This is a genomic window from Pseudomonas sp. Y5-11 (assembly GCF_022368695.1).
Taxonomy (GTDB): Bacteria; Pseudomonadota; Gammaproteobacteria; order Pseudomonadales; family Pseudomonadaceae; genus Aquipseudomonas; species Aquipseudomonas parakoreensis.
The window spans coordinates 5,103,913-5,125,676 of the sequence record NZ_CP058974.1 but is presented as its reverse complement, the minus strand read 5'-3'; the positions used below and the strand labels follow the sequence as shown (position 1 = coordinate 5,125,676).

23 protein-coding genes are annotated in these 21,764 nt (G+C 60.2%); 11 read left to right on the top strand and 12 right to left on the bottom strand.

All coding sequences use genetic code 11. The annotated features are described in order from the left end of the window. Nucleotides 1-11 precede the first annotated feature (11 nt). The 3 genes from HXW87_RS22825 to cysB all read left to right on the top strand — a co-directional run bounded on the left by HXW87_RS22825 (nt 12) and on the right by cysB (nt 2,607). On the top strand, nt 12-917 hold the full coding sequence (locus HXW87_RS22825) for a 5'-nucleotidase (RefSeq protein WP_239777819.1): 906 nt from the start codon (nt 12-14) through the stop codon (nt 915-917). Between the two features lie 98 nt (nt 918-1,015). Continuing rightward, complete coding sequence (locus HXW87_RS22820; RefSeq protein ID WP_095668654.1) at nt 1,016-1,519, top strand: universal stress protein; 504 nt, start codon at nt 1,016-1,018, stop codon at nt 1,517-1,519. 113 nt (nt 1,520-1,632) lie between these two features. Then, nucleotides 1,633-2,607 (top strand): HTH-type transcriptional regulator CysB, encoded by a 975-nt coding sequence (gene cysB, locus HXW87_RS22815; protein ID WP_007908591.1) that lies wholly within the window; start codon nt 1,633-1,635, stop codon nt 2,605-2,607. Nucleotides 2,608-2,616: 9 nt separating this feature from the next. Here cysB and HXW87_RS22810 read toward each other — a convergent pair whose 3' ends face one another. Next, entirely contained in the window at nt 2,617-3,099 is a 483-nt protein-coding gene (locus tag HXW87_RS22810; protein WP_095668655.1) for a GreA/GreB family elongation factor, read from the bottom strand. Nucleotides 3,100-3,101: 2 nt separating this feature from the next. Further along, nucleotides 3,102-3,512, bottom strand: coding sequence for a hypothetical protein (locus HXW87_RS22805; RefSeq protein WP_239777818.1), 411 nt, complete (start codon nt 3,510-3,512; stop codon nt 3,102-3,104). 125 nt (nt 3,513-3,637) lie between these two features. Between HXW87_RS22805 and earP the strand changes: the two genes are divergently transcribed. Together earP and HXW87_RS22795 are read left to right on the top strand one after the other, a co-directional pair. Continuing rightward, nucleotides 3,638-4,780, top strand: coding sequence for an elongation factor P maturation arginine rhamnosyltransferase EarP (gene earP / locus HXW87_RS22800; RefSeq protein WP_239777817.1), 1,143 nt, complete (start codon nt 3,638-3,640; stop codon nt 4,778-4,780). Nucleotides 4,781-4,828: 48 nt separating this feature from the next. Then, complete coding sequence (locus tag HXW87_RS22795; RefSeq protein ID WP_003226785.1) at nt 4,829-5,398, top strand: elongation factor P; 570 nt, start codon at nt 4,829-4,831, stop codon at nt 5,396-5,398. Between the two features lie 66 nt (nt 5,399-5,464). Here HXW87_RS22795 and HXW87_RS22790 read toward each other — a convergent pair whose 3' ends face one another. From HXW87_RS22790 to HXW87_RS22775, 4 genes are all read right to left on the bottom strand, one after another. After that, nucleotides 5,465-6,478 (bottom strand): alpha/beta hydrolase, encoded by a 1,014-nt coding sequence (locus tag HXW87_RS22790; protein ID WP_239777816.1) that lies wholly within the window; start codon nt 6,476-6,478, stop codon nt 5,465-5,467. 33 nt (nt 6,479-6,511) lie between these two features. Further along, a complete protein-coding gene (locus HXW87_RS22785; RefSeq protein WP_105343275.1) occupies nt 6,512-6,931 on the bottom strand; it encodes an organic hydroperoxide resistance protein in 420 nt (139 codons plus the stop codon). A gap of 271 nt (nt 6,932-7,202) precedes the next feature. After that, nucleotides 7,203-7,667 carry a MarR family transcriptional regulator gene (locus HXW87_RS22780; protein ID WP_182401897.1) on the bottom strand — a complete coding sequence of 155 codons (465 nt, stop codon included), beginning with the start codon at nt 7,665-7,667 and terminating at the stop codon, nt 7,203-7,205. An 83-nt stretch (nt 7,668-7,750) separates the two neighbouring features. Then, nucleotides 7,751-8,707 (bottom strand): LysR family transcriptional regulator, encoded by a 957-nt coding sequence (locus HXW87_RS22775; RefSeq protein ID WP_039770458.1) that lies wholly within the window; start codon nt 8,705-8,707, stop codon nt 7,751-7,753. 111 nt (nt 8,708-8,818) lie between these two features. Here HXW87_RS22775 and HXW87_RS22770 point away from each other — a divergent pair, with 111 nt between their 5' ends. Continuing rightward, nucleotides 8,819-9,568 (top strand): sulfite exporter TauE/SafE family protein, encoded by a 750-nt coding sequence (locus tag HXW87_RS22770; RefSeq protein ID WP_179295022.1) that lies wholly within the window; start codon nt 8,819-8,821, stop codon nt 9,566-9,568. Here HXW87_RS22770 and HXW87_RS22765 read toward each other — a convergent pair. After that, nucleotides 9,558-10,412: a LysR substrate-binding domain-containing protein gene (locus tag HXW87_RS22765; protein ID WP_047295460.1), complete on the bottom strand. Its 855-nt coding sequence runs from the start codon at nt 10,410-10,412 to the stop codon at nt 9,558-9,560. The genes HXW87_RS22770 and HXW87_RS22765 overlap by 11 nt on opposite strands. Nucleotides 10,413-10,508: 96 nt before the next feature. On the opposite strand from HXW87_RS22765, the gene HXW87_RS22760 reads away from it, so the two are divergent. Both HXW87_RS22760 and HXW87_RS22755 read left to right on the top strand, forming a co-directional pair. After that, nucleotides 10,509-10,730, top strand: coding sequence for a DUF1127 domain-containing protein (locus HXW87_RS22760; RefSeq protein ID WP_047295457.1), 222 nt, complete (start codon nt 10,509-10,511; stop codon nt 10,728-10,730). Between the two features lie 64 nt (nt 10,731-10,794). Further along, a complete protein-coding gene (locus tag HXW87_RS22755) occupies nt 10,795-12,021 on the top strand; it encodes a winged helix-turn-helix domain-containing protein (protein WP_239777815.1) in 1,227 nt (408 codons plus the stop codon). Nucleotides 12,022-12,203: 182 nt separating this feature from the next. On the opposite strand, the gene HXW87_RS22750 is transcribed toward HXW87_RS22755, so the two are convergent. Further along, nucleotides 12,204-13,550, bottom strand: coding sequence for a 3-deoxy-7-phosphoheptulonate synthase class II (locus HXW87_RS22750; protein ID WP_095668662.1), 1,347 nt, complete (start codon nt 13,548-13,550; stop codon nt 12,204-12,206). 153 nt (nt 13,551-13,703) lie between these two features. Between HXW87_RS22750 and HXW87_RS22745 the strand changes: the two genes are divergently transcribed. Then, entirely contained in the window at nt 13,704-14,459 is a 756-nt protein-coding gene (locus HXW87_RS22745) for a spermidine synthase (protein WP_095668663.1), read from the top strand. Between the two features lie 109 nt (nt 14,460-14,568). On the opposite strand, the gene HXW87_RS22740 is transcribed toward HXW87_RS22745, so the two are convergent. Next, complete coding sequence (locus HXW87_RS22740; RefSeq protein ID WP_239777814.1) at nt 14,569-15,360, bottom strand: crotonase/enoyl-CoA hydratase family protein; 792 nt, start codon at nt 15,358-15,360, stop codon at nt 14,569-14,571. A 421-nt stretch (nt 15,361-15,781) separates the two neighbouring features. On the opposite strand from HXW87_RS22740, the gene HXW87_RS22735 reads away from it, so the two are divergent. Continuing rightward, a complete protein-coding gene (locus HXW87_RS22735; RefSeq protein ID WP_007964821.1) occupies nt 15,782-17,455 on the top strand; it encodes a DEAD/DEAH box helicase in 1,674 nt (557 codons plus the stop codon). 105 nt (nt 17,456-17,560) lie between these two features. Here the strand turns inward: HXW87_RS22735 and HXW87_RS22730 are convergent, their stop codons facing one another. Further along, nucleotides 17,561-18,328, bottom strand: a complete 768-nt coding sequence (locus HXW87_RS22730; RefSeq protein ID WP_239777813.1) for a class III extradiol ring-cleavage dioxygenase — start codon at nt 18,326-18,328, stop codon at nt 17,561-17,563. A gap of 104 nt (nt 18,329-18,432) precedes the next feature. On the opposite strand from HXW87_RS22730, the gene HXW87_RS22725 reads away from it, so the two are divergent. Continuing rightward, nucleotides 18,433-19,089, top strand: coding sequence for a thiopurine S-methyltransferase (locus HXW87_RS22725; protein WP_239777812.1), 657 nt, complete (start codon nt 18,433-18,435; stop codon nt 19,087-19,089). A gap of 197 nt (nt 19,090-19,286) precedes the next feature. Here HXW87_RS22725 and htpX read toward each other — a convergent pair whose 3' ends face one another. Together htpX and HXW87_RS22715 are read right to left on the bottom strand one after the other, a co-directional pair. After that, complete coding sequence (gene htpX, locus HXW87_RS22720; protein WP_041069582.1) at nt 19,287-20,174, bottom strand: protease HtpX; 888 nt, start codon at nt 20,172-20,174, stop codon at nt 19,287-19,289. 303 nt (nt 20,175-20,477) lie between these two features. After that, a complete protein-coding gene (locus HXW87_RS22715; protein ID WP_003226761.1) occupies nt 20,478-21,689 on the bottom strand; it encodes a pyridoxal phosphate-dependent aminotransferase in 1,212 nt (403 codons plus the stop codon). Between the last annotated feature and the right edge of the window lie 75 nt (nt 21,690-21,764).

Here is a 21,764-nt window from a genome sequence, read left to right as displayed (position 1 = left end):
TGGGGGAAGGCATGGCCAAGAACATCGATGACAAACTGGTGCTGGCGATTTCGTCTCGCGCCTTGTTCGACCTGAGCGAGAGTCACAAGGTCTACCTGTCGAGCGGCGTCGAAGCCTATCGGCAATACCAGATCGAACACGAAGACGAAATTCTCGCCCCCGGCGATGCGTTCCCGCTGGTGGAAAAACTCCTGAGCCTCAATAGTCGCCTCGACCGCGCCCGGGTCGAGGTGATTCTGGTTTCGCGCAACAGTGCCGATACCGGCCTGCGCGCGTTCAACTCGATTCATCACTACGGGCTGGACATTTCCCGGGCGGCCTTCGTCGGCGGACGCAGCCCGTATCCGTATCTCAAGGCCTTTGGCTGTGACCTGTTTCTGTCCACGCACGCCGAGGACGTGCGCGCCGCACTGGATGCCGGATTTGCTGCAGCGACAATTCTGTCTGGTGGCGCCAGCCGTGCCGCGAGTGATGAGTTGCGCATCGCCTTCGACGGTGACGCGGTGTTGTTCTCCGATGAATCCGAGCGCATTTATCAGGCCGGCGGGCTGGAGGCGTTCCAGGCCAAGGAACGCGAGTCGGCACGCGAGCCATTGCGCGGTGGGCCGTTCAAAGGATTTCTGGCGGCGCTCAATGCGCTGCAACGCGAGTTCCCCGAGGACGACTGCCCGATCCGTACGGCGCTGGTCACCGCGCGTTCGGCACCGGCCCATGAGCGGGTGATCCGTACCTTGCGCGAGTGGGATATCCGCCTCGACGAGTCGCTGTTCCTCGGCGGTCTGACCAAATCGGCATTCCTCGAAGCCTTTGCCGCCGACGTGTTTTTCGACGATCAGGCCGGACACTGCGAGCTCGCCCGTGAAGTGGTCGCCACCGGCCATGTGCCGCATGGCATCAGCAACGAAACGTCGATCTAAAGCCCCTGTGCTTCAAGACGTTGCGTCGCACGTCGTAGTCGCCAAGGCACTGCTAAGCTGAATCAAATCTCCGCCATGTTGGCACGCGAGGAGGTCATATGATTCGTTCGATGCTGTATGCCACTGACCTCGGTCTGTACGCACCGTTAGTGATGCAGCATGCCCTGGCACTGGCGCGGACATTCAATGCCGACTTGTACGTGGTGCATGCAGTGGAGCCCATGGGGCTGTTTGCCGAATCGGTGTTGCAGAGTTATCTCGACGAACAGGCATTGAACGAATTTCACCGTCAGGGTCTGAAAACTGTCATCGCCAGTATCGAGCAACGGGTGCTGGACAGTTTTCGCGAAGAGCTGGGTGACGAGGGTGAGCAGGATCTGCAGCGGATTTGCGCGGTTCGGGTGGTGCAGGGCGATCCGGCGCAGGTGATTCTCGACCAGGTGCGGAAACTCTCTGTGGATTTGCTGATCGTAGGCACTCACAGCCACGGCGTAGGGGCGGAAACGCCTTTGGGGCGCACGGCGACCCGGGTTCTGCAATTGGCCAAGGTGCCGGTCTATCTGGTGCCGTTGATGGAGCGTCGGCGCCGGGGGGATCGCTGAAGCGGGAATAATGGCGTTCTGATAAAAAAGTTCTAGATTTATTCATCAAACCATTAATATAGTTATATACCGTCGCTGATGCCCGTGGCGTCTACCTGCTTTGAGGGATACATATGAAGCTTCAACAATTGCGCTACATCTGGGAAGTGGCGCACCACGACCTCAACGTTTCCGCTACCGCCCAAAGCCTTTACACCTCGCAACCGGGTATCAGTAAACAGATCCGTCTGCTGGAAGACGAACTTGGCGTTGAAGTGTTCGCTCGCAGCGGCAAACACCTGACCCGCGTCACCCCGGCCGGCGAGCGCATCATCACCACCGCTGGCGAAATCCTGCGCAAGGTCGAAAGCATCAAGCAGATCGCTCAGGAATTCTCCAACGAGAAGAAAGGCACCCTGTCGATCGCCACCACCCACACCCAGGCACGTTACGCATTGCCGCCGGTGATCAGCAATTTCATCAAGCAATACCCGGACGTGGCGCTGCACATGCACCAAGGGTCGCCGATGCAGATCGCCGAGATGGCCGCTGACGGCACGGTCGATTTCGCCATCGCCACCGAAGCGCTGGAGCTGTTCGGTGATCTGGTGATGATGCCTTGCTATCGCTGGAACCGTTGCGTGGTCGTGCCCCAAGGCCACCCGCTGACCAAGTTGCCGAAGCTGACCCTCGAAGCGCTGGCCGAATACCCGATCGTGACATACGTGTTCGGTTTTACCGGCCGTTCGAAACTCGACGAAGCCTTCAGCCATCGTGGCCTGACGCCGAAAGTGGTGTTTACCGCCGCCGACGCCGACGTGATCAAAACCTACGTGCGTCTGGGTCTGGGTGTGGGCATCGTCGCCAAAATGGCGGTCGACACCAAGCTCGATAACGACCTGGTGGTGCTGGATGCCAGCGAACTGTTCGAGTCGAGCATCACCAAGATCGGTTTCCGTCGCGGTACGTTCCTGCGTGGTTTCATGTGCGACTTCATCGAGAAGTTCGCCCCGCACCTGACCCGCGAAGTGATGGCCAAAGCCATCCAGTGCCACAACAAACAGGAACTGGAAGAGCTGTTCGACGGCGTCGAATTGCCGGTCCACTAAGTCCCCGCCTCAAAGCACCTCGGTGACAGCGAACTGTTGCCGGGTGCCTGCCACCAGAATCTCCACCTCATCGCCCTCGAACTTGCCCAGCAGGCCTTTGCCCAGCGGCGAGCGTGGGCTGATGACGGTAATCGGCTGACCCACCACATCGACTTTCAGGCCCGCTGCATCCGGGGCCAGAAACAGCCACTGCTCACGACCCTTTTCGTCTTCCAGACCGAGCAGGGCGCCGATCTCGATGCCGCGATTTTCGTCGTAGGCGCGCAGCGTCAGGTTCTGGCACAGCGCCAGTGACTGACGGATTTCCTCGACGCGTTTCGCCTGGCCCGCCGCCAGATAAGACGCCTCAAGCCCGAGCGTGTCGTACTTGTTCTCGGCAATGTTCTCTTCGTGGGTCGCGGTTTCGTAAGCGGTCTGCGCGGCGCGCTCGGCGATGTCGAGGTCGACGCGCAGTTTGTCTAGGATCAGTTGGTGGACGGTGTGCTTGTTCATGATCAATCGCAGAATTGCAAAACGTTGGCGCGGCTCTTTTCGCTCGGCGCAGTCTGGTCCTGTTGCAGCCAGAACTGGCATTTCGGATTCGACTGGTTGCGACTGCTGCCGCGAGCCTGATCCAGCCGTGCCTGCTGCTCGTTCTTGCGCAGGTTTTCTTCGTACTGCTCGAACAGCGGACTCTGTGGCGGAATGTCCGGTTGCACCTGGACGGCCGCTGGCGGCTTGGCCAGTTGCTGCACGGCCTGGGCAACCGGCGCCAGTTGTTCGGTCAATACAAAACGCGAAATCAGCCAGCAGGTCAGGGCGATGGTCAGAAAGCCCAGCCACATGCCCAGGGCAATGCTGCCGGTCAGTTGCAGCGCGCTAAGCTGAACGGGCAAGGGACGACGCGGGTCGGGACGATAGGGCATGGCTGCCTCCTGGCGGATGATTGCGGGCAAGTGGCGATTGTCGCACGAAGATTAATCGCCGTCGGCTCTTCTGCGCGAGGTCATTTATGCGGACAATCAGCGCTTTTGCCAACGGGAGTCTTTGCATGCCGGTACCGAAAACCCGCTGGGATATTTTTTGCACCGTGGTCGACAATTATGGCGACATCGGCGTGACCTGGCGTCTGGCCCGGCAACTGGTGGCCGAACACGGGCTGGCGGTGCGCTTGTGGGTCGATGACCTGCGCGCCTTCGAACGTATCTGCCCCGAGATCGACATCCACCTTGCGCAGCAATCGCAGCAGGGCGTTCAGGTATGGCATTGGCCGAGCGACTGGCCGCAGACGGAGGCAGCGGACGTGGTGATCGCCGCGTTTGCTTGTCAGTTGCCAGCTGCTTATATGGACGCCATGGCCGAGCGGCAACAGCCGCCGTTGTGGATGAACCTCGATTACCTCAGCGCTGAAGACTGGGTCACCGGTTGTCACGGTTTACCGTCGGTGAAGTACAAGTCGGTGCAGAAATTCTTTTTCTTTCCCGGATTTCGACCTGGGACCGGCGGCTTGCTGCGTGAAAGCGGTCTGCTTGAGCGGCGTCGGCAATTTCAGCAGGACGCGGCTGCGCAGCGACAATTCCTGCAAGGCCTGGGCGTAGATCGCGCAGCGGACGCACAGCTCATCTCGTTGTTTGCCTACGAAAATGCCGGGCTGGCCAGTTGGCTGGATGCGTTGGCGGCCGACAGCGCGCCGACCCATCTACTGGTGCCGGAAGGGCGGATTCTCGGTGACGTTGCGCGCTGGCTCGGGGTCGATGCGTTGGCTGTCGGCGATCTGGACGTGCGTCAGGCACTGACGGTGCAGGTGCTGCCGTTTGTCCGTCAGGATCAATACGATCAGTTGTTGTGGTGCTGCGATTTCAACGCGGTGCGCGGGGAGGACTCGTTCGTTCGCGCACAATGGGCTGGGCGACCGATGCTCTGGCACATTTATCAGCAGAACGAAGACATCCACCTCGACAAGCTCGATGCCTTTCTTGCGTTGTATACGAAAGGGCTTTCGCCGGCCGCTGCCGAGGCGACGAGCGGTCTGTGGCGGGCCTGGAGTGCCGGGCAACCGATCGGCGAGCACTGGCTCAGGGCCCGTAAACACTGGCCAGAACTGCAGGAAAACGCCGAGGCGTGGTGTCTGGAACAAGGCTTGCAGGCGGATCTTGCCACGGCGCTGGTACAGTTTTACCTAAATTGGATATGATACGCGGCCTAGATTTTTGTAAATCCCATCCAAATTCGGATATTCGCAATGAAAACTGGTAAAGAACTCAAACCCGGTACCGTGATCCGTATCGACAACGATCCTTGGCTGGTTCAGAAAGCTGAATTCACCAAGTCGGGCCGTAACAGCGCGATCATGAAGACCAAGCTGAAGAACCTGCTGACCGGTTACAAGACCGAAACCGTTTACGGTGCGGACGACAAGCTGGACGACGTGATCCTGGATCGTAAAGAAGCCACCCTGTCTTTCATCAGCGGTGACACCTACACGTTCATGGACACCACTGACTACACCATGTACGAGCTGAACGCCGAAGACATCGAAAGCGTTCTGCCTTTCGTTGAAGAAGGCATGACCGACGTTTGCGAAGCCGTGTTCTTCGAAGAGCGTCTGGTGTCCGTAGAACTGCCGACCACCATCGTGCGTCAGGTTGACTACACCGAAGGTTCCGCTCGCGGTGACACTTCCGGCAAGGTGATGAAGCCTGCCAAACTGAAGAACGGTACCGAGCTGTCGGTGGCTGACTTCATCGAAATCGGCGACATGATCGAGATCGATACCCGCGAAGGCGGTTCCTACAAAGGCCGTGCCAAGTAAGCACTGCTTTTCGCGGAAAGAAAAAGCCCGACCATTGTGTCGGGCTTTTTTTGTGCCTGATGAAAATTACTTCTTCAGGTGCTGTTTCAGTTCTTCCGAAGCCTGCAGCATCGCCGAACGCACCGCCGGTACTTGGCTGACCACGTTGAGCAAACCGTAGTCGTGGATCATGCCGTTGTAGCGCACTGAGGTCACCGGCACGCCGGCTTCGTCGAGTTTACGGGCGTAGGCTTCACCTTCGTCACGCAGCACGTCGGCCTCGGCGGTCTGGACCAGTGCAGGCGGCAGACCTTTCAATTGCGCGGTGGTTGCACGCAGCGGCGAGGCGTAGATCTCGTTGCGCTGATTGGTGTCGGTGGTGTAGTTGTCCCAGAACCACTTCATCATGTTGCGGGTGAGGAAGTGCCCCTCGGCATACTGGTTATACGAACCGGTGTCGAAATTGGCATCGGTTACCGGCCACAGCAGTACCTGAAATTTGATCGCCGGGGTGCCTTTGTCTTTGGCCATCAAGGCGACGACTGCCGCCATGTTGCCGCCAACGCTGTTGCCCGCCACCGCCAGACGCTTGCCGTCGACGTTGATCTCTTTGCCGTGTTCGGCCACCCATTTGGTCGCGGCGTAAGCCTGGTTGATCGCTACCGGGTAATGCGCTTCCGGCGAAGGGGTGTAATTGACGAACACCGCCGCCGCCCCCGAACCGGCCACCAGATCCCGCACCAGACGTTCGTGGGTCGGGAAGTCCCCTAACACCCAGCCGCCGCCGTGGAAGAACATGAACACCGGAAGCTCGCCCTTGACCCCGGCCGGCCGGACGATGGTCAGGCTCAACGGTTGGCCATCGACCTGAATAGTCTTCTCGCTGACGTCCGCTTTGGGCAGCGTCAGTTTGACCCCGGACTGCGCGCCTGTCAGCACGGCGCGGGCATCCTTGGGTGTCAGCTGTTCCATCGGTTTGCCAGTGCCGGCATTCAGTACATCGAGGAATGCCTGGGTGTTGTGTTCAACCTCCCCGGCAAATGCGCTCTGGATGGACAGGGCGAGAAGGGTACCGGTCAAGACTTTGCTGAAAGTGTTCATGTTCATTTCCTGTACGGGCCTGAGTGTCAGTGATTACACGGTGACGTGCAGACGCACATCGACGTTGCCGCGAGTGGCGTTGGAGTACGGGCAGACCTGGTGGGCAGCGTCGACCAGGCTTTGTGCGTCAGCCTGTTCCAGGCCCGGCAGATTAATGTGCAGATCGATGTCCAGACCGAAACCGCCAGGAATCTGGCCAATACCGACGTGGGCGGTGATCGAGGCGTCGTCCGGGATTTTGCGTTTGGTCTGACTGGCAACGAATTTCAGCGCGCCGATGAAGCAGGCCGAGTAGCCGGCAGCGAACAGTTGCTCAGGGTTGGTGGCCGCGCCGCCGGCACCGCCGAGTTCTTTCGGGGTGGCGAGTTTGACGTCAAGGACGTTGTCGCTGGAGATCGCACGACCATCACGGCCGCCAGTGGAGGTTGCGATTGCGGTGTAGAGCGTTTGCATGGTGTGAGCCTCTTCAAGTGTGATTGTTGCGCTAATTGTTTGCGCGCTAACTAGGTGCGAAGTAAATGTACTTCGCTAATATTTAGCGCGCAAGATAAATTTTTGAAGAAAGCGTGGATCGACACTTGGATTGGGCAGTGTCGTGATCTCAAGCGTTTGATATGGAAGGTTTTCTAACGTGAAACGAGAGAAAGAATTTTTCGGGGGATAAGCGGGGGGACGGTGCGATTCGCCTGCAGACGCAAGGCTGCGCCCACAGGGAAGGGGAGTCTTAAGCGAGGCTGTCCTGCAAATGTCCACGCAATGCCTGCAATTCAGCTTGCAGGTTTTGCAGGCGCTGCAGCGTGAAGCCACTGGCCCCCAGGATGCATTGAGGCACGGTTCGGGCCTTGTCTTTCAGGGCGCGCCCCTGTGCAGTCAGTTCAACGATCACCACGCGTTCATCCTCACGGCTGCGGGTTCGGCTGAGCAAGCCTTCACCTTCCAGCCGCTTGAGCAGCGGGGTCAGCGAGCCCGGATCGGTCAGCAGGCGCGTGCTGATTTCTCCGACGGTCAAACCGTCCTTCTCCCACAGCACCATCATCGCCAGGTATTGCGGATACGTCAGGCCAAGCGCTTGCAACAGCGGCTTGTAGACCTTGGTCATCATCAGCGAAGTGGAATGCAGGGCGAAGCAGGCCTGATTGTCGAGCAGCAGGTCTTCGCAGTGGTCGGTGGCGTCGCGGTCGGTGGTCATGTCAGTGCCTTGAACGGTGATGCAGATGAATCTAGCGCTCGAATCTTTAATGCGCCAGACAATTGTGTCTGGTGGCGGATCGGTCAGTGCCGGCCCAGTTCACGTTGCAGCGCCAGATCCCACGGCGGCACGGGGCTGAAACGGGTCTTGAGGTATTCCAGCAGCAGGCGGCTGCGGGAGCTGGCCTGTTGTTCCAGCCGCAGCGCATAGATGCCGGTGCTCTCCGGTTTTGGCAGGCCGTTTTCACAGAACAGCGGCAGCAACTCGCCACGTAACAGGTATTCGCTGGCCAGCCAGGTGGGTAGATGCGCGATCCCGAGTCCCGCAAGCGCTCCGCAAACCAACGCCTCAGCGTTGTTGGCGCTCATGCGCACCCGCGCCGGGCGGTGCAATTGCATTTGCCCGTTTTGCTCGAAACGCCAGGCGAAGGGCGGGGCGAGGCCGTCCCAATCGAGGCCGTCATGCTCGCTCAATTGTGCGGGTTCGCTCGGCACGCCCCGGCGCTTGAGATAGTCGGGGCTGGCGCAGGCGATGCGCACCATGCTCGCCAACGGAGTGGCCACCAGCCGGGTGTCGGCCATCTGCCCGGCACGCAATACCAGGTCGACCTTGCCCAGGTTTGAACCGTCCATGTCGACGAAGCTGTCGATCAGATGCAGTTGCACATCCAGCCCCGGATACAGCACCAGAAAATCGGCAATCACCGGCGCCAGATGTCGGCGCCCGAACGCCGCTGGCGCATCCACCCGAATCAGCCCCTCCGGCGCGCTGCTCAGAGACACCGCTTCAGCCCGCGCCAATTGCAGCTCGGCAACGATTCGCCGCGCCCGTTCGGCAAACGCCAGCCCGGCCGGCGTGGCGCGCACCGCATGAGTGCTGCGGATAAACAGCTGGCTGCCGACAGCGCTCTCCAGACTGTCGATGCGTCGGGCGACGGCGGATGGCGTCAGCGGATGTCGACGCGAAGCCGCAGAAAAGCTCCCGCTCTCCAGCACATCGAGAAACAGCCCCAGTTGTTCGGTCAATTGATTGGGATTCATGAACCATCTCAGTGCCTATGCGGTTTTGGCACAGCCATTGTGCGTTGCTGTGCGTTTCCCCGCCAGTCACGACTGCGTAGGATGGATCGCCTGACGGATGAGGACATCGCTGTGATCGAGTTTTTGCTGTACCTGCTGTTTGGCGCCGCCTTGGGGACATTGGGCGGAATATTCGGTATTGGTGGCGGGCTGATCGCCATTCCGCTGCTGGGCGTGTGGTTCGGCCTCGATCAACAGATCGCCCAAGGCACGGCGCTGGTGATGGTCGTGCCGAACGTGATGCTGGCGCTGTGGCGTTATCACCAGCGTAACCGCATCGAACTGCGCCACGCGCTGCCGCTGGCGATCATGGGTTTTTGCTTTGCGTGGATCGGTTCGATCTGGGCGGTAGGCATTGATGCGCAAACCATGCGGATCGGTTTTGTCGCTTTCCTCGTGGTGCTCTCGGCGTACAACTTGCTGAAGATGTTCGGCAAAAAGCCGGCAGTGAGCTCAGAGATGCGTTACTCATGGCCATGGCTGGGTGTGCTTGGCGCGGCGTCCGGAACCATGGGCGGTCTGTTCGGTGTCGGCGGGGCCGTGGTGGCGACGCCGGTCCTCACCAGTCTGTTCGGTACTAGCCAGGTGGTCGCTCAAGGCCTGTCGCTGGCACTGGCGCTGCCCAGCACCGGCGTGACCCTGGTGACCTATGCGGTGCATCACGAGGTCGACTGGATGATCGGCCTGCCCCTGGCCATCGGCGGTCTGGCGAGCATCAGTTGGGGTGTGAAAGTCGCTCACGCCATGCCGGAAAAACTGCTGCGCGGGCTGTTCTGCGGTTTCCTGGTGCTGTGTGCGGTGATGCTCGCGTTTAAAGTTTGAAGCCTTCGACGATGTGCTCGGCCAGGCATTCGGTGATCGGCGACGGGTTGTTCAGGTTGCGGATCAGCATGATGCTGGCCTCGGGCAGCAGCGGCAGGTCTTCGTTGGCACCGAGAATACGCATGTCCGGAGTGATCAGGCTTTCCAGTTGCGCGGTGATCGCCAGACCCGCGCTCACCACCGCCATCAGTGCCGACAGGCTGGTGCTGTTGTAGGCGATGCGGTAATCGCGGCCCATCGCGTCGAGCGCATTGCAGGCCCACAAGCGGCAGAAACAATCACTGTTGAACATCGCCAGCGGCAGCGGCGTCTGCTCGTGCGCGCTGAAATTCTGCGCCTCGGCCCAGACAAAACGCTCCTTGCGCAGCAACTGGCCGATCTCGTTGCCCGGCTCGCGGGTGACGATCGACAAGTCCAGATCGGTGCGCTGCAACAGCTGTTTGCTGGACTCACAATGCACTTCGATCTGGATCAACGGGTAGAACTGCGCGAACCGCGACAGGATCCCCGGCAGAAACCGCATCACGTAATCGTCCGGCGTACCGATGCGCACGGTGCCGACCATGTGTGGCTCGCGCAGCGTGTTGAACACTTCGCTGTGTAATTTCAGGATGCGCCGCGCATAACCCAGCAACACCTGGCCTTCGGCGGTCAGGCGTACCTGGCGGCCGTCGCGCTCGAACAGCTGACGCTGCAACACGTCTTCTTCCAGACGTTTCATCTGCATGCTCACCGCCGATTGCGTGCGGTTGACCATTTCGCCGGCGCGGGTAAAACCGCCCTGATCGGCAATCGCGACGAAGGTGCGCAGGACATCGGTATCGATACTGGGGTAAGCCGACAATTGATGAATCTCCGTGATGAATGTCATCAGAAACATTCGTTGGATTGATCTTAGCGCCAGCGCGAGACTTGAGCCATCCACAAGGAGGGCAACACGATGAAAGGTCAAAGAGAGTATGTAGACGACACAAAATTTTCCGGCCACGGCCATATCGTTTCCGATCTGCTGCACAGGTTCAGCCGCTGGTACGAACTGCACCGTGAGCGCGAGTTGCTCGCCAGTCTGAGCGATGAAGCGCTGAAGGACATCGGGGTCAGTCGGGCCGACGTCGAACACGAGGCGATTCGGCCGTTCTGGGACGATCCGATGCATAAATGATCGGCGCCTTACTACACAAACCACTTTCAGGTGAGGTAGGTTGCGAGCAGACAAGGAGATGCTCATGCCCGCGACTCTGGCCTTTTCTCTCAAACAGGCGCGACGTCTGGCGCTGGCCGCCCAAGGATTCAACGGGCGCCAGCCGCCAACCGTCAAGGCGCCGCAACTTAACCGGCTGATCGAACGGCTGGGCCTGCTGCAGATCGACTCCGTCAACGCCGTGGTGCGCTCGCACTACCTGCCGCTGTTTTCCCGTTTGGGTTCCTATTCCGCTGATTTGCTCGATCAGGCCGCCTGGAGTTCGGGACGACGTCGCACGTTGTTCGAGTACTGGGGCCATGAGGCATCGTTGTTGCCATTGGCCATGTATCCGTTGATGGGTTGGCGCATGCAGCGGGCGAGGAATGGCAGAGACATTTATCAGCAACTGGCAAAGTTTGGTCTGGAGCAGCAGAGCGTTGTGCGCCGGGTCTTGAGTGCGGTCGAGGAGCGCGGTGCATTGGGTGCCGGCAGTCTGTCGACCCGCGAGGACAAGGCCGGGCAGTGGTGGGACTGGAGCGCGGAAAAGCATGCGCTGGAGTGGCTGTTTGCCGCGGGTGAAGTGACCGTGGCCGGTCGTCGCGGTTTTGAGCGTTTGTATGATTTGCCGGAGCGGGTCATTCCCTCCTCGATTCTGCAACAAGCGTTACCTGACGAGGCGCAAGCGCAGCGTGGTTTGTTGCTGCACGCGGCGCAGGCGCTCGGCGTCGGCACGGAAAAGGATCTGCGGGATTATTTCCGCTTGAATCCGTCTGATGCGCGACCGCGTCTGGCGGAACTGGTCGAGGACGGGCAGTTGCAGACCTGTGAAGTCACCGGTTGGCGACAGATCGCCTACTGCCTGCCGGAACCGAAGGTGCCGCGCAAAGTGGTTGCCAGTGCACTGTTGTCGCCGTTCGATTCGTTGATCTGGGAACGCAGTCGCACCGAGCGGCTGTTTGATTTCCGCTATCGGTTGGAGATCTACACGCCGCAGGACAAGCGCGTTTACGGCTATTACGTGCTGCCTTTCCTGCACAACGAACGGATTGCCGCGCGAGTCGATCTGCGCGCCGAACGAGCGTCGGGGCGCCTGGCGGTGCACGCGGTGCATGAGGAAGTGCCGGGGCTGGATGAAGAGGGGATGCTGGCGCTGGCGTTGAATCTGCGGCAGATGGCCGATTGGCTGAGGCTTGCGCGGGTGCAGCTTAATTGTCAGCGCGAGAGTGCGGCGCGGTTGCGGGTGGCGTTGGCGCAAATTGAGGGTGCCTGAACCGACCTCATCGCCAGCAGGCTGGCTCCCACAGAGATCTCTGGGTGATCTTGATCCTTGTAGGAGCTGCCGAAGGCTGCGATCTTTTGATTTTTTAAATCAAGATCAAAAGATCGCAGCCTTCGGCAGCTCCTACAGGGATAGAGGTCAATCCATGCCTGCTGGCGATGGGGCGACTCGGTCTAGCGGCGGACCTGTTTCAGGGTTTCCGCAATCAAAAACGCCAGTTCCAGCGACTGATCGGCATTCATCCGCGGATCGCAGTGGGTGTGATAACGATCCGACAACCCGTCTTCCGTGATCGGCCGAGCGCCACCGATGCACTCGGTGACATTCTGCCCGGTCATCTCGATATGAATCCCGCCGGCATAAGTGCCTTCGGCTTCGTGCACCTGGAAGAACTGTTTCACCTCACCCAGGATCTGCGCGAAGTCGCGGGTCTTGTAGCCGCTGCTGGCCTTGATCGTATTGCCGTGCATCGGGTCGGAGCTCCACAGCACCTGCTTGCCTTCACGCTGTACCGCGCGGATCAGCGCCGGCAGGTGGTCGCCGACCTTGTTCGCGCCCATCCGCGCAATCAGGTTCAGGCGGCCGGGATCGTTGTCCGGGTTGAGCACATCGATCAGGCGAATCAGGTCGTCCGGGTTCATGCTCGGGCCGACCTTGACGCCAATCGGGTTGTTCACCCCGCGCAGGAATTCGACGTGAGCACCGTCGAGCTGACGAGTACGGTCACCGATCCACAGCATGTGCGCCGAGCAATCGTAGTAATCGTTGGTCAGGCTGTCGCGACGCACGAACGCTTCTTCGTAGTTCAGCAACAGTGCCTCGTGAGCGGTGAAGAAACTGGTTTCGCGCAGTTGCGGCGAGCTGTCCATGCCGCAGGCGCGCATGAATGCGAGGGTCTCATCGATGCGGTCGGCGAGGTGGCTGTATTTCTCGGCCAGTGCCGAGTTGGCGATGAAATCCAGGTTCCACTTGTGCACCTGATGCAGGTCGGCAAAGCCGCCCTGGGCGAAGGCGCGCAACAGGTTCAGGGTAGCGGTGGACTGGTGATAGGACTGCAGCAGACGCTCCGGATCCGGCACGCGGCTCTTTTCGTCAAAACCGATGCCGTTGACGATGTCGCCACGGTAGGCGGGCAGGGTCACGCCGTTGAGGGTTTCGTCGTTGGCAGAGCGCGGCTTGGCGAACTGACCGGCCATGCGCCCGACCTTGACCACCGGGCAACCGGCGGCGAAGGTCATGACGATCGCCATTTGCAGCAACACTTTGAAGGTGTCGCGAATCTTCGCTGCCGAGAACTCGGCAAAGCTTTCCGCGCAATCGCCGCCCTGCAACAGGAACGCCCGGCCCTGAGTGACCTCGGCAAACTGGCGGCGCAGCTCGCGCGCTTCACCGGCAAACACCAGCGGCGGATAGCTGGCCAGGGTCTGCTCGACCTGGCGCAGATGCGCGGCGTCGGGGTATTGGGGTTGTTGCTGGATCGGCAGGGCGCGCCAGCTGTCAGGACTCCAGGGTTGGCTCATCACGGTCTCTAATGGGTTCTACGCACGGGAAGGCCATGTTAGCAGCAATTAGTGCGTGACCTGCTCCCGCCCCATCACCGACAATCGCCGCTTTGCCACGGCGCCGGAGCGGTGCCATCGCGTCACCGCGCCCGGTGACCATCAGGAGACGAAATGACTGAGGAGCGCGTCGAGCTGTTGCTCGCCGAGGTACAGGATGAGTTCGGCGTGATTCGCGTGCTGGAAGTGGCCGATTACCGCTTTCTGGAATTCGGCGATGCCATCGAGCAGAGCTGCGTGTTCACCGCCGATCCGAGCTGGCTCGAATACGACTACACCCGGGCGATGCTGATTGGCGCGTTGTGCCATGAACAACCGGAGAGCGCGCTGTTTCTTGGTCTCGGTGCCGGTACGCTGACCCAGGCCTGCCTCAAGTTCCTGCCGCTGGAAGACGTCGAAGCCATTGAGCTGCGCCCGGACGTGCCGCGTCTGGCCATCGAATACCTGGGGCTGGATGACGATCCGCGTTTGTACATTCGGGTCGGCGATGCGCTGGAGTTGCTGCCGACGGCCGAGCCTGCGGATCTGATCTTTGTCGACCTGTACACCGATGTCGGCCCGGGTGTCGGGCATCTGGCCTGGAGTTTTCTCGGCGACTGTCAGAAGCGTTTGAATCCGGGCGGCTGGCTGGTGATCAACCAGTGGGCCACCGATGATGGCAAACCGCTGGGCGCCGCGTTGCTGCGTGGGCTCTACCACCGGCATTACTGGGAACTGCCGGTGAAGGAGGGCAATGTGATTCTGATTGTGCCGGCGGATCTCGATCAGGAGCTGGACATGCAGGCGCTGACCGCCCGCGCTGAAGCGCTGGCGCCGCGGTTGGGGTATTCGTTGCAGTCGTTGATCAAGGCCATTCGTCCGGCGACATGAGTGGTCAGTAATGGCCCCTTCGCGAGCAAGCTCGCTCCCACATTTGAAATGTATTCCAAATGTGGGAGCGAGCTTGCTCGCGAAGAGGGCCTGAAGAGCTCCAAATTTCTCAGATCCCTTTGAAGATGCCTGGCCGCCGCTCAACCAGCGAGCTGATGCCTTCCTTGGCATCCTCGCTCCCCAGCAACTTCTTCACCAGTGCCGGCAATCCTTGTGCCGCCGCCGTCTCACCCTCATACCGTGCCTGCCGCGCCGACATCAGCGTCGCCTGCACCCCCAAGGGTGCCTGCCGGGCAATCCGCTCGGCCAGTTCGATCGCGCGGGGCAGCAGGTCCTCACTGGCCATTACTTCCTGTACCAAACCCAGGCGCAATGCATCATGCGCATCGAATTCATCGCCGGTCAGCAGCCAGCGCATGGCATTGCCCCAGCCGGCCACCTGATGAAAACGCAAGGTCGCGCCACCAAAAGGAAAAATCCCTCGCTGTACTTCCATTTGCGCGAAGCGGGTATTGCTCGCGCACAGGTTGATGTCAGCGGCCAGCATCAACTCGATACCGATGGTCAGGCAGTAGCCCTGCGCGGCGACAATTACCGGTTTGCTCACGCGCGGCCCGACGAAAACGCCCCACGGGTCGCAACCGCCGGTCGGAACCTGCCAGCCATCGGCGAGGGCGGCGCTGGCATTGAGCAGATCCAGACCGGCGGTAAAGTGCTCGCCATGCCCGAACACCACGGCCACTCGCGCGTCACTGTCGGCCTCGAACTCACCGTAGGCCAGGCTCAGGTCATTGAGCATATCGAGGTCGAAGGCATTGCGTTTGGCGGCCCGGTCAAGGCCGATCAAGTGGATATGACCTCGACGTTCACGGCTGACGCGGCCGGGGCAGGGCTGATTCATGGGTAGATCCTCGGGCGGGAAGGGCGGGTGCAGCGACGGTATGCCGCACATCGATGAATCGTTTAAGCGTCATCACCCGCAAGGCCGGGCCTTTGCAAAATAGACCTTCGCACGATTATCCGCAAAACCCCGTTACACAGCGGTGACACCGCGATTCAGCTGATAAAAAAAGCTCCCTTTTTGGGCAAATTCCGGTATAGTGCGCGCCGGCCTTTAACCGGGCCGCGTTTAGGTAGCGCAATTCCCCGAAGTCAGCTTCGGCTGCACGTCCGCACTGCGGGCTCTTCCTTGACGATTCTTTTTCATTCATACGTTTTCGCAAATCCCCGCCGACAAAGCTGCCAGGGCGACTCTTGAGTCTCAACACGGCATGCGCAGCTTTGGAGCATGGGTCTTTGCGGATGCACTTAGAGGCAGACCCATGACCCAGGAAATCGGCGGCTTCGCCGCTCTTGAACTTCATCCCAATATTGTCGCTGCAGTAGTCGCTACCGGCTATGAAGAGCCTTCGGCCATTCAGCAGCAGTCGATCCCGATCATCCTCGCCGGTCACGATATGATTGGTCAGGCGCAAACCGGTACCGGTAAAACCGCTGCCTTTGCCCTGCCTATCCTGCACCGCATTGATCCGTCCAAGCGCGAGCCGCAAGCTCTGATCCTGGCCCCAACTCGTGAGTTGGCGCTACAAGTTGCAACCGCTTTCGAAACCTACGCCAAGCAAATGCCGGGCGTAACTGTTGTGGCTGTCTACGGCGGCGCGCCGATGGGCCCACAATTGAAAGCAATCCGTAATGGCGCACAGATCGTTGTCGCCACGCCGGGCCGTCTGTGCGACCACCTGCGTCGCGACGAAAAAGTCCTCGCTACCGTGAACCACCTGGTTCTGGACGAGGCGGACGAAATGCTCAAACTGGGCTTCATGGACGACCTGGAAGTGATCTTCAAGGCCATGCCGGAAACCCGTCAGACCGTATTGTTCTCGGCAACCTTGCCGCAGTCGATCCGTGCCATCGCCGAGCGCCACCTGCGCGATCCGAAGCACGTGAAGATCCAGAGCAAGACTCAGACCGTTACCGCGATCGAACAGGCTCACCTGTTGGTTCACGCTGACCAGAAGACTTCTGCCGTTCTCAGCTTGCTGGAAGTGGAAGACTTCGACGCGCTGATCATGTTCGTGCGCACCAAGCAAGCGACCCTGGATCTGGCCAGTGCCCTGGACGCCAAAGGCTACAAAGCCGCTGCGCTGAACGGTGACATCGCCCAGAACCAGCGTGAGCGCGTCATCGACTCGCTCAAGGATGGCCGTCTGGACATCGTTGTCGCGACCGACGTGGCTGCCCGTGGTCTGGACGTTCCGCGCATCACCCACGTGTTCAACGTGGACATGCCGTACGATCCGGAGTCCTACGTGCACCGTATCGGCCGTACCGGCCGTGCCGGTCGCGAAGGTCGTGCGCTGCTGCTGGTGACTCCACGTGAGCGCCGCATGCTGCAAGTGATCGAGCGTGTCACCGGCCAGAAAGTTGCCGAAGTGCGTCTGCCGGACGCTCAAGCTGTGCTCGATGCACGCATCAAGAAACTGACCAATAGCCTGTCGCCGCTGGTCGCCGATGCCGAATCGACTCACGGCGAGCTGCTCGATCGTCTGACCGCTGACATCGGTTGCACCCCGCGTGCACTGGCTGCAGCCCTGCTGCGCAAGGCAACCAACGGTCAAGCGCTGAACCTGGCAGCGATCGAGAAGGAACGTCCACTGGTGCCGAACAACGCACCGCGTGGCGACCGTCCTGAGCGTTCCGGTGATCGTCCTGATCGTGGCGACCGCGAGCGTCGCGCGCCAATGCCTCTGGGCGAAGGCCGTGCCCGTTGCCGTACCGCGCTGGGTGCGCGTGACGGTATCGCCGCCAAGAACCTGCTGGGCGCGATCCTCAACGAAGGTGGTCTGGCCCGCGAAGCGATCGGTCGCATTCAGGTGCGTGACAGCTTCAGCCTCGTCGAGCTGCCGGAAGATGGTCTGGACAAACTCCTGACCAAGCTGAAGGACACTCGCGTCGCTGGCAAGCAGCTGAAACTGCGTCGCTACCGCGAAGATTGATCCGCCCTCGGGCTGATTGATCGAACATGAAAAATCCCCGACTGGTTCGGGGATTTTTTATGTCTGCTTTTTGCCTTTGTGGGAGCGAGCCTGCTCGCGAAGGCGTCAACCGAAGCGATAAATATCCATACCCAGCGCGCCCATCGTGAAACCTTGATGAGCAATGCTGAACTCACCTCCCGCGCCACGGGCAAAATACAACGGCAACAAATGTTCGTCACTCGGATGGCTGCGCACCGCATTTGGCGCCTGCTGACGATAGTCGTGCAACGCCGCTTCGTCATTGGCCGCCAACTTGTCGATCATCCAGTCACGAAAATCCCGCGCCCACGGCTCGACGCTTTCCGGGCCGGCATGCCAGTCCAGTTCGCGCAGGTTGTGGGTGATGCTGCCGGAGCCGATCAGCAAAATACCCTGCTCGCGCAGAATCGCCAGTGCTTGTCCGACACGGGTTTGCAGCGCCGGGCCACCGCGACTCGGCAGCGACACCTGCACCACCGGAATATCCGCCTGCGGGTACATCAGTGACAGCGGCACCCAGACGCCGTGGTCGAACGGTCGTTGCGCATCGAGGCGAGCCGGCAGATGGGCAGCGTTGAGCAATTCGGCCACTTCGGTGGCCAGTTGCGGATTGCCCGGCGCCGGATATTGCACTTCAAACAGGGCGCGGGGAAAACCGCCGAAGTCGTGCCAGGTTTCGGGTTGCGAATGGCTGCTGACCCGCAATTCCTGGCTTTCCCAGTGGGCAGAGACAATCACGATGGCTTTCGGTTTAGGCAGTTCGGCCGCCAGGCGCGCGAGGGCCGGGCCGCTGGCGCCGGGTTCCAGGGCCAGCATTGGCGAGCCGTGGGAGATAAACAGGCTGGGAAACATGGAAAGGTTCCTGAGCGGTAAGATGGTGCCATCTTCAGTCAGATCATTGATCTAAATCTAATATAAGTTTTAACGCTTATTGATCGAATTTTTTGAGGTGAAACATGCAGCCTGAGTTTTGGCACAAGAAGTGGGAATCCAATCAGATCGGCTTTCACCTGCCTGAGGTGAATCCGTATCTGCAGCGTCTCTGGCCGCAGTTGAATATCCCGGCCCAGGCGCGAGTGCTGGTGCCTCTGTGCGGCAAAAGCCTGGATCTGTTGTGGCTGGCCGGGCGCGGATATCAGGTGCTTGGGGTCGAGTTGTCGCAGAAGGCCATCGAGGACTTCTTCAGTGAACATCAGATAACGCCGCAGGTCCGCGACGCGGGGCCGTTCAAGGTCTATCGCGGCGATTCCATCGAGTTGTGGTGCGGTGATTTCTTCGCGCTGACTGCAGACGATGTAGCGGACTGCGCGGCGTTGTACGACCGGGCAGCGTTGATCGCCTTGCCGCCTGCGATGCGTGAACGCTATGCGACGCATCTGCAGCAAATCCTGCCGCCGGTTGTGCAAGGGTTGTTGATCACTCTGGATTATGATCAGGCGCAAATGTCCGGGCCACCGTTTGCGGTGAGCGATGATGAGGTGCAGCGCTTGCTGGCGGGTGCCTGGCAGGTGCGAATGCTGGAAGAGCAGGATGTGCTGGGGGAGAGCTGGAAGTTTTTGCAGGCGGGGGTGACGCGGTTGGAGGAGCGGGTTTACCGGGTTTCTGGTCGATAGGTTTGTATTGGCGGTGCGGGCCCCATCGCTGGCAAGCCAGCTCCCACAGGGTTTTGTGGTGTTTTCTGGATTCGAGGACGAATCAAATCACTGTGGGAGCTGGCTTGCCAGCGATGGGGCCAGATCCGCAACACACAATCCCGAGCACAAAAAGGCCCGCATCGCTGCGGGCCTTTTCGGTTGTCACGCCAGATGGATCAACCGCGACGACGCAGCGCGTCGATACGCTCTTCCAGCGGCGGGTGGCTCATGAACATGCGGGCAAAGCCCTGTTTGATGCCACCGTTGATGCCGAAGGCGTTCAGGGTGTCCGGCATGTGTACCGGCAGGCCCTGTTCGGCGCGCAGGCGTTGCAGCGCGCCGATCATCGCGTTGGTGCCCGCCAGACGTGCGCCGGCTTCGTCGGCACGGAATTCGCGCTTGCGCGAGAACCACATGACGATAGCGCTGGCGAGGATGCCCAGGACCAATTCGGCGAAGATGGTCGCCACGTAGTAGGCAATGCCCTGGCCTTCTTCGTTCTTGAAAATCACCTTGTCGACGAAGTTGCCGATGATCCGCGCAAAAAACATCACGAAGGTGTTCACCACGCCCTGGATCAGCGCCAGGGTGACCATGTCACCGTTGGCCACGTGACCGATTTCGTGGGCCAGAACGGCTTTCACTTCATCCGGCGAAAAGCGCTCGAGCAGGCCCTGGCTGACTGCGACCAACGCGTCGTTCTTGTTCCAGCCGGTCGCAAAGGCATTGGCCTCGTAGGCCGGAAAAATACCGACTTCGGGCATCTTGATCCCGGCTTCGCGGGACAGTTGCTCGACGGTTTGCAGCAGCCATTGTTCATGCCGGGTACGTGGCTGGCTGATGATCTGGGTGCCGGTGCTCATCTTGGCCATCCACTTTGAGATGAACAGCGAGAACAGCGAACCGGCGAAACCAAAGACCGCACAGAAAACCAGCAGCTGACTGAGGTTGAGATCAACCCCGTTGGCCGCCATGAACCCGTTGAAGCCGAACAGGCTCAGGGTGATGCTGGCTATCAGCACGACCGCCAGGTTAGTGGCCAAAAACAGCAGGATGCGCATCATGGTTGTAGAAATCTCCTCAAGCTAAAGATGTAGCGTACTGCGGGGTATATAAGGTGCGGCACGGGGTGATTCAACTGAGTGACTATTTCAAACTGTGTCCTACAGCGGATTCCGGGGCTGCAGGCCATTGCCCACGACCGAAACCGAAAGGGATGACAGCCAGCCGCCACCCGCCACCACTGCGCCAGAGGCAAGTGGACTATACGAATCGCAAGTGTAGAAGGCCCTGCGAGGCGGGTAGGGCAGAAGTGTTGCTGAATCAGACAGTGCGCAACGTTCGGGCCGTTGCGCACGGTCGACCGGTTACTGGCGGTAGGACTTGAGGAAGTTGCCGATACGTCCGATGGCCATCTCGAGGTCGTCGACGCGGGGCAGGGTCACCACGCGGAAGTGATCCGGCCACGGCCAGTTGAACGCCGTGCCTTGCACCACCAGCAACTTCTCGGAAAGCAGCAGGTCGAGGACGAATTTTTCGTCGTTGTGGATCGGGCAGACCTTCGGGTCGATCCGCGGGAATGCATACAGCGCGCCCATCGGCTTGACGCAGCTGACGCCCGGAATGTCGTTGAGCAACTCCCAGGTACGGTTGCGCTGCTCCAGCAGACGACCTTGCGGCAGCACCAGATCATTGATGCTCTGATAGCCGCCGAGGGCAGTCTGGATTGCGTGCTGACTCGGCACGTTGGCGCACAGGCGCATGTTGGCCAGCATGTCGATGCCTTCGATGTAGCTCTGGGCATTGTGTTTCGGCCCGGAGATGGCGATCCAGCCGGAGCGGAAACCCGCCACGCGGTAGGATTTCGACAGCCCGTTGAAGGTCAGGCACAGCAGGTCCGGTGCCAGCGAGGCGGTGCAGATGTGCACGGCATCGTCATAAAGAATCTTGTCGTAGATCTCGTCGGAGAACACCACCAGATTGTGCGCGCGGGCGATTTCCAGCATGCCCAGCAGTACTTCCTTCGAGTACACCGCACCGGTCGGGTTGTTCGGGTTGATGATCACCATGGCCTTGGTGTTCGGCGTGATCTTGGCCTTGATGTCGGCCAGATCAGGGAACCAGTCGGCACCCTCGTCGCACAGGTAATGCACGGCGTTACCGCCGGCCAGGCTCACGGCGGCGGTCCACAGCGGGTAGTCCGGGGCCGGTACCAGCACTTCGTCGCCGTTGTTGAGCAGTGCCTGCAGCGACATCACGATCAGCTCGGACACGCCGTTGCCCAGGTAGATGTCTTCGATGCCGACACCTTCGACATTCTTTTGCTGGTAGTACTGCATCACCGCTTTACGGGCGCTGAACAGGCCTTTGGAATCGCTGTAGCCCTGAGCGGTCGGCAGGTTGCGGATCACGTCCTGGAGAATTTCGTCCGGCGCTTCGAAACCAAACGGTGCCGGGTTGCCGATGTTCAGCTTGAGGATGCGCTGGCCTTCCTCTTCCAGACGTTTGGCGTGCTTGAGCACCGGGCCGCGAATGTCGTAGCAGACGTTGGCGAGCTTGTTCGATTTGCTGAACTGCATGGCGATGTGATCCCGAAAATGAACGATCCAGACGGCGGATGGCCAACCGTACTGGGATTCCTGCGTCTTCGCACA

Coding starts and splice junctions, on each gene's coding strand:
- HXW87_RS22820 (WP_095668654.1), top strand. CDS start 1,016: ATGATTCGTTCGATGCTGTATGCCACTGACCTCGGTCTGTACGCACCG.
- HXW87_RS22735 (WP_007964821.1), top strand. CDS start 15,782: ATGACCCAGGAAATCGGCGGCTTCGCCGCTCTTGAACTTCATCCCAAT.
- HXW87_RS22775 (WP_039770458.1), bottom strand. CDS start 8,707: ATGAATCCCAATCAATTGACCGAACAACTGGGGCTGTTTCTCGATGTG.
- HXW87_RS22730 (WP_239777813.1), bottom strand. CDS start 18,328: ATGTTTCCCAGCCTGTTTATCTCCCACGGCTCGCCAATGCTGGCCCTG.
- HXW87_RS22725 (WP_239777812.1), top strand. CDS start 18,433: ATGCAGCCTGAGTTTTGGCACAAGAAGTGGGAATCCAATCAGATCGGC.
- HXW87_RS22825 (WP_239777819.1), top strand. CDS start 12: ATGGCCAAGAACATCGATGACAAACTGGTGCTGGCGATTTCGTCTCGC.
- HXW87_RS22745 (WP_095668663.1), top strand. CDS start 13,704: ATGACTGAGGAGCGCGTCGAGCTGTTGCTCGCCGAGGTACAGGATGAG.
- HXW87_RS22715 (WP_003226761.1), bottom strand. CDS start 21,689: ATGCAGTTCAGCAAATCGAACAAGCTCGCCAACGTCTGCTACGACATT.
- earP (WP_239777817.1), top strand. CDS start 3,638: ATGCCGGTACCGAAAACCCGCTGGGATATTTTTTGCACCGTGGTCGAC.
- htpX (WP_041069582.1), bottom strand. CDS start 20,174: ATGATGCGCATCCTGCTGTTTTTGGCCACTAACCTGGCGGTCGTGCTG.
- HXW87_RS22790 (WP_239777816.1), bottom strand. CDS start 6,478: ATGAACACTTTCAGCAAAGTCTTGACCGGTACCCTTCTCGCCCTGTCC.
- HXW87_RS22810 (WP_095668655.1), bottom strand. CDS start 3,099: ATGAACAAGCACACCGTCCACCAACTGATCCTAGACAAACTGCGCGTC.
- HXW87_RS22750 (WP_095668662.1), bottom strand. CDS start 13,550: ATGAGCCAACCCTGGAGTCCTGACAGCTGGCGCGCCCTGCCGATCCAG.
- HXW87_RS22760 (WP_047295457.1), top strand. CDS start 10,509: ATGAAAGGTCAAAGAGAGTATGTAGACGACACAAAATTTTCCGGCCAC.
- cysB (WP_007908591.1), top strand. CDS start 1,633: ATGAAGCTTCAACAATTGCGCTACATCTGGGAAGTGGCGCACCACGAC.
- HXW87_RS22780 (WP_182401897.1), bottom strand. CDS start 7,667: ATGACCACCGACCGCGACGCCACCGACCACTGCGAAGACCTGCTGCTC.
- HXW87_RS22785 (WP_105343275.1), bottom strand. CDS start 6,931: ATGCAAACGCTCTACACCGCAATCGCAACCTCCACTGGCGGCCGTGAT.
- HXW87_RS22755 (WP_239777815.1), top strand. CDS start 10,795: ATGCCCGCGACTCTGGCCTTTTCTCTCAAACAGGCGCGACGTCTGGCG.
- HXW87_RS22805 (WP_239777818.1), bottom strand. CDS start 3,512: ATGCCCTATCGTCCCGACCCGCGTCGTCCCTTGCCCGTTCAGCTTAGC.
- HXW87_RS22740 (WP_239777814.1), bottom strand. CDS start 15,360: ATGAATCAGCCCTGCCCCGGCCGCGTCAGCCGTGAACGTCGAGGTCAT.
- HXW87_RS22795 (WP_003226785.1), top strand. CDS start 4,829: ATGAAAACTGGTAAAGAACTCAAACCCGGTACCGTGATCCGTATCGAC.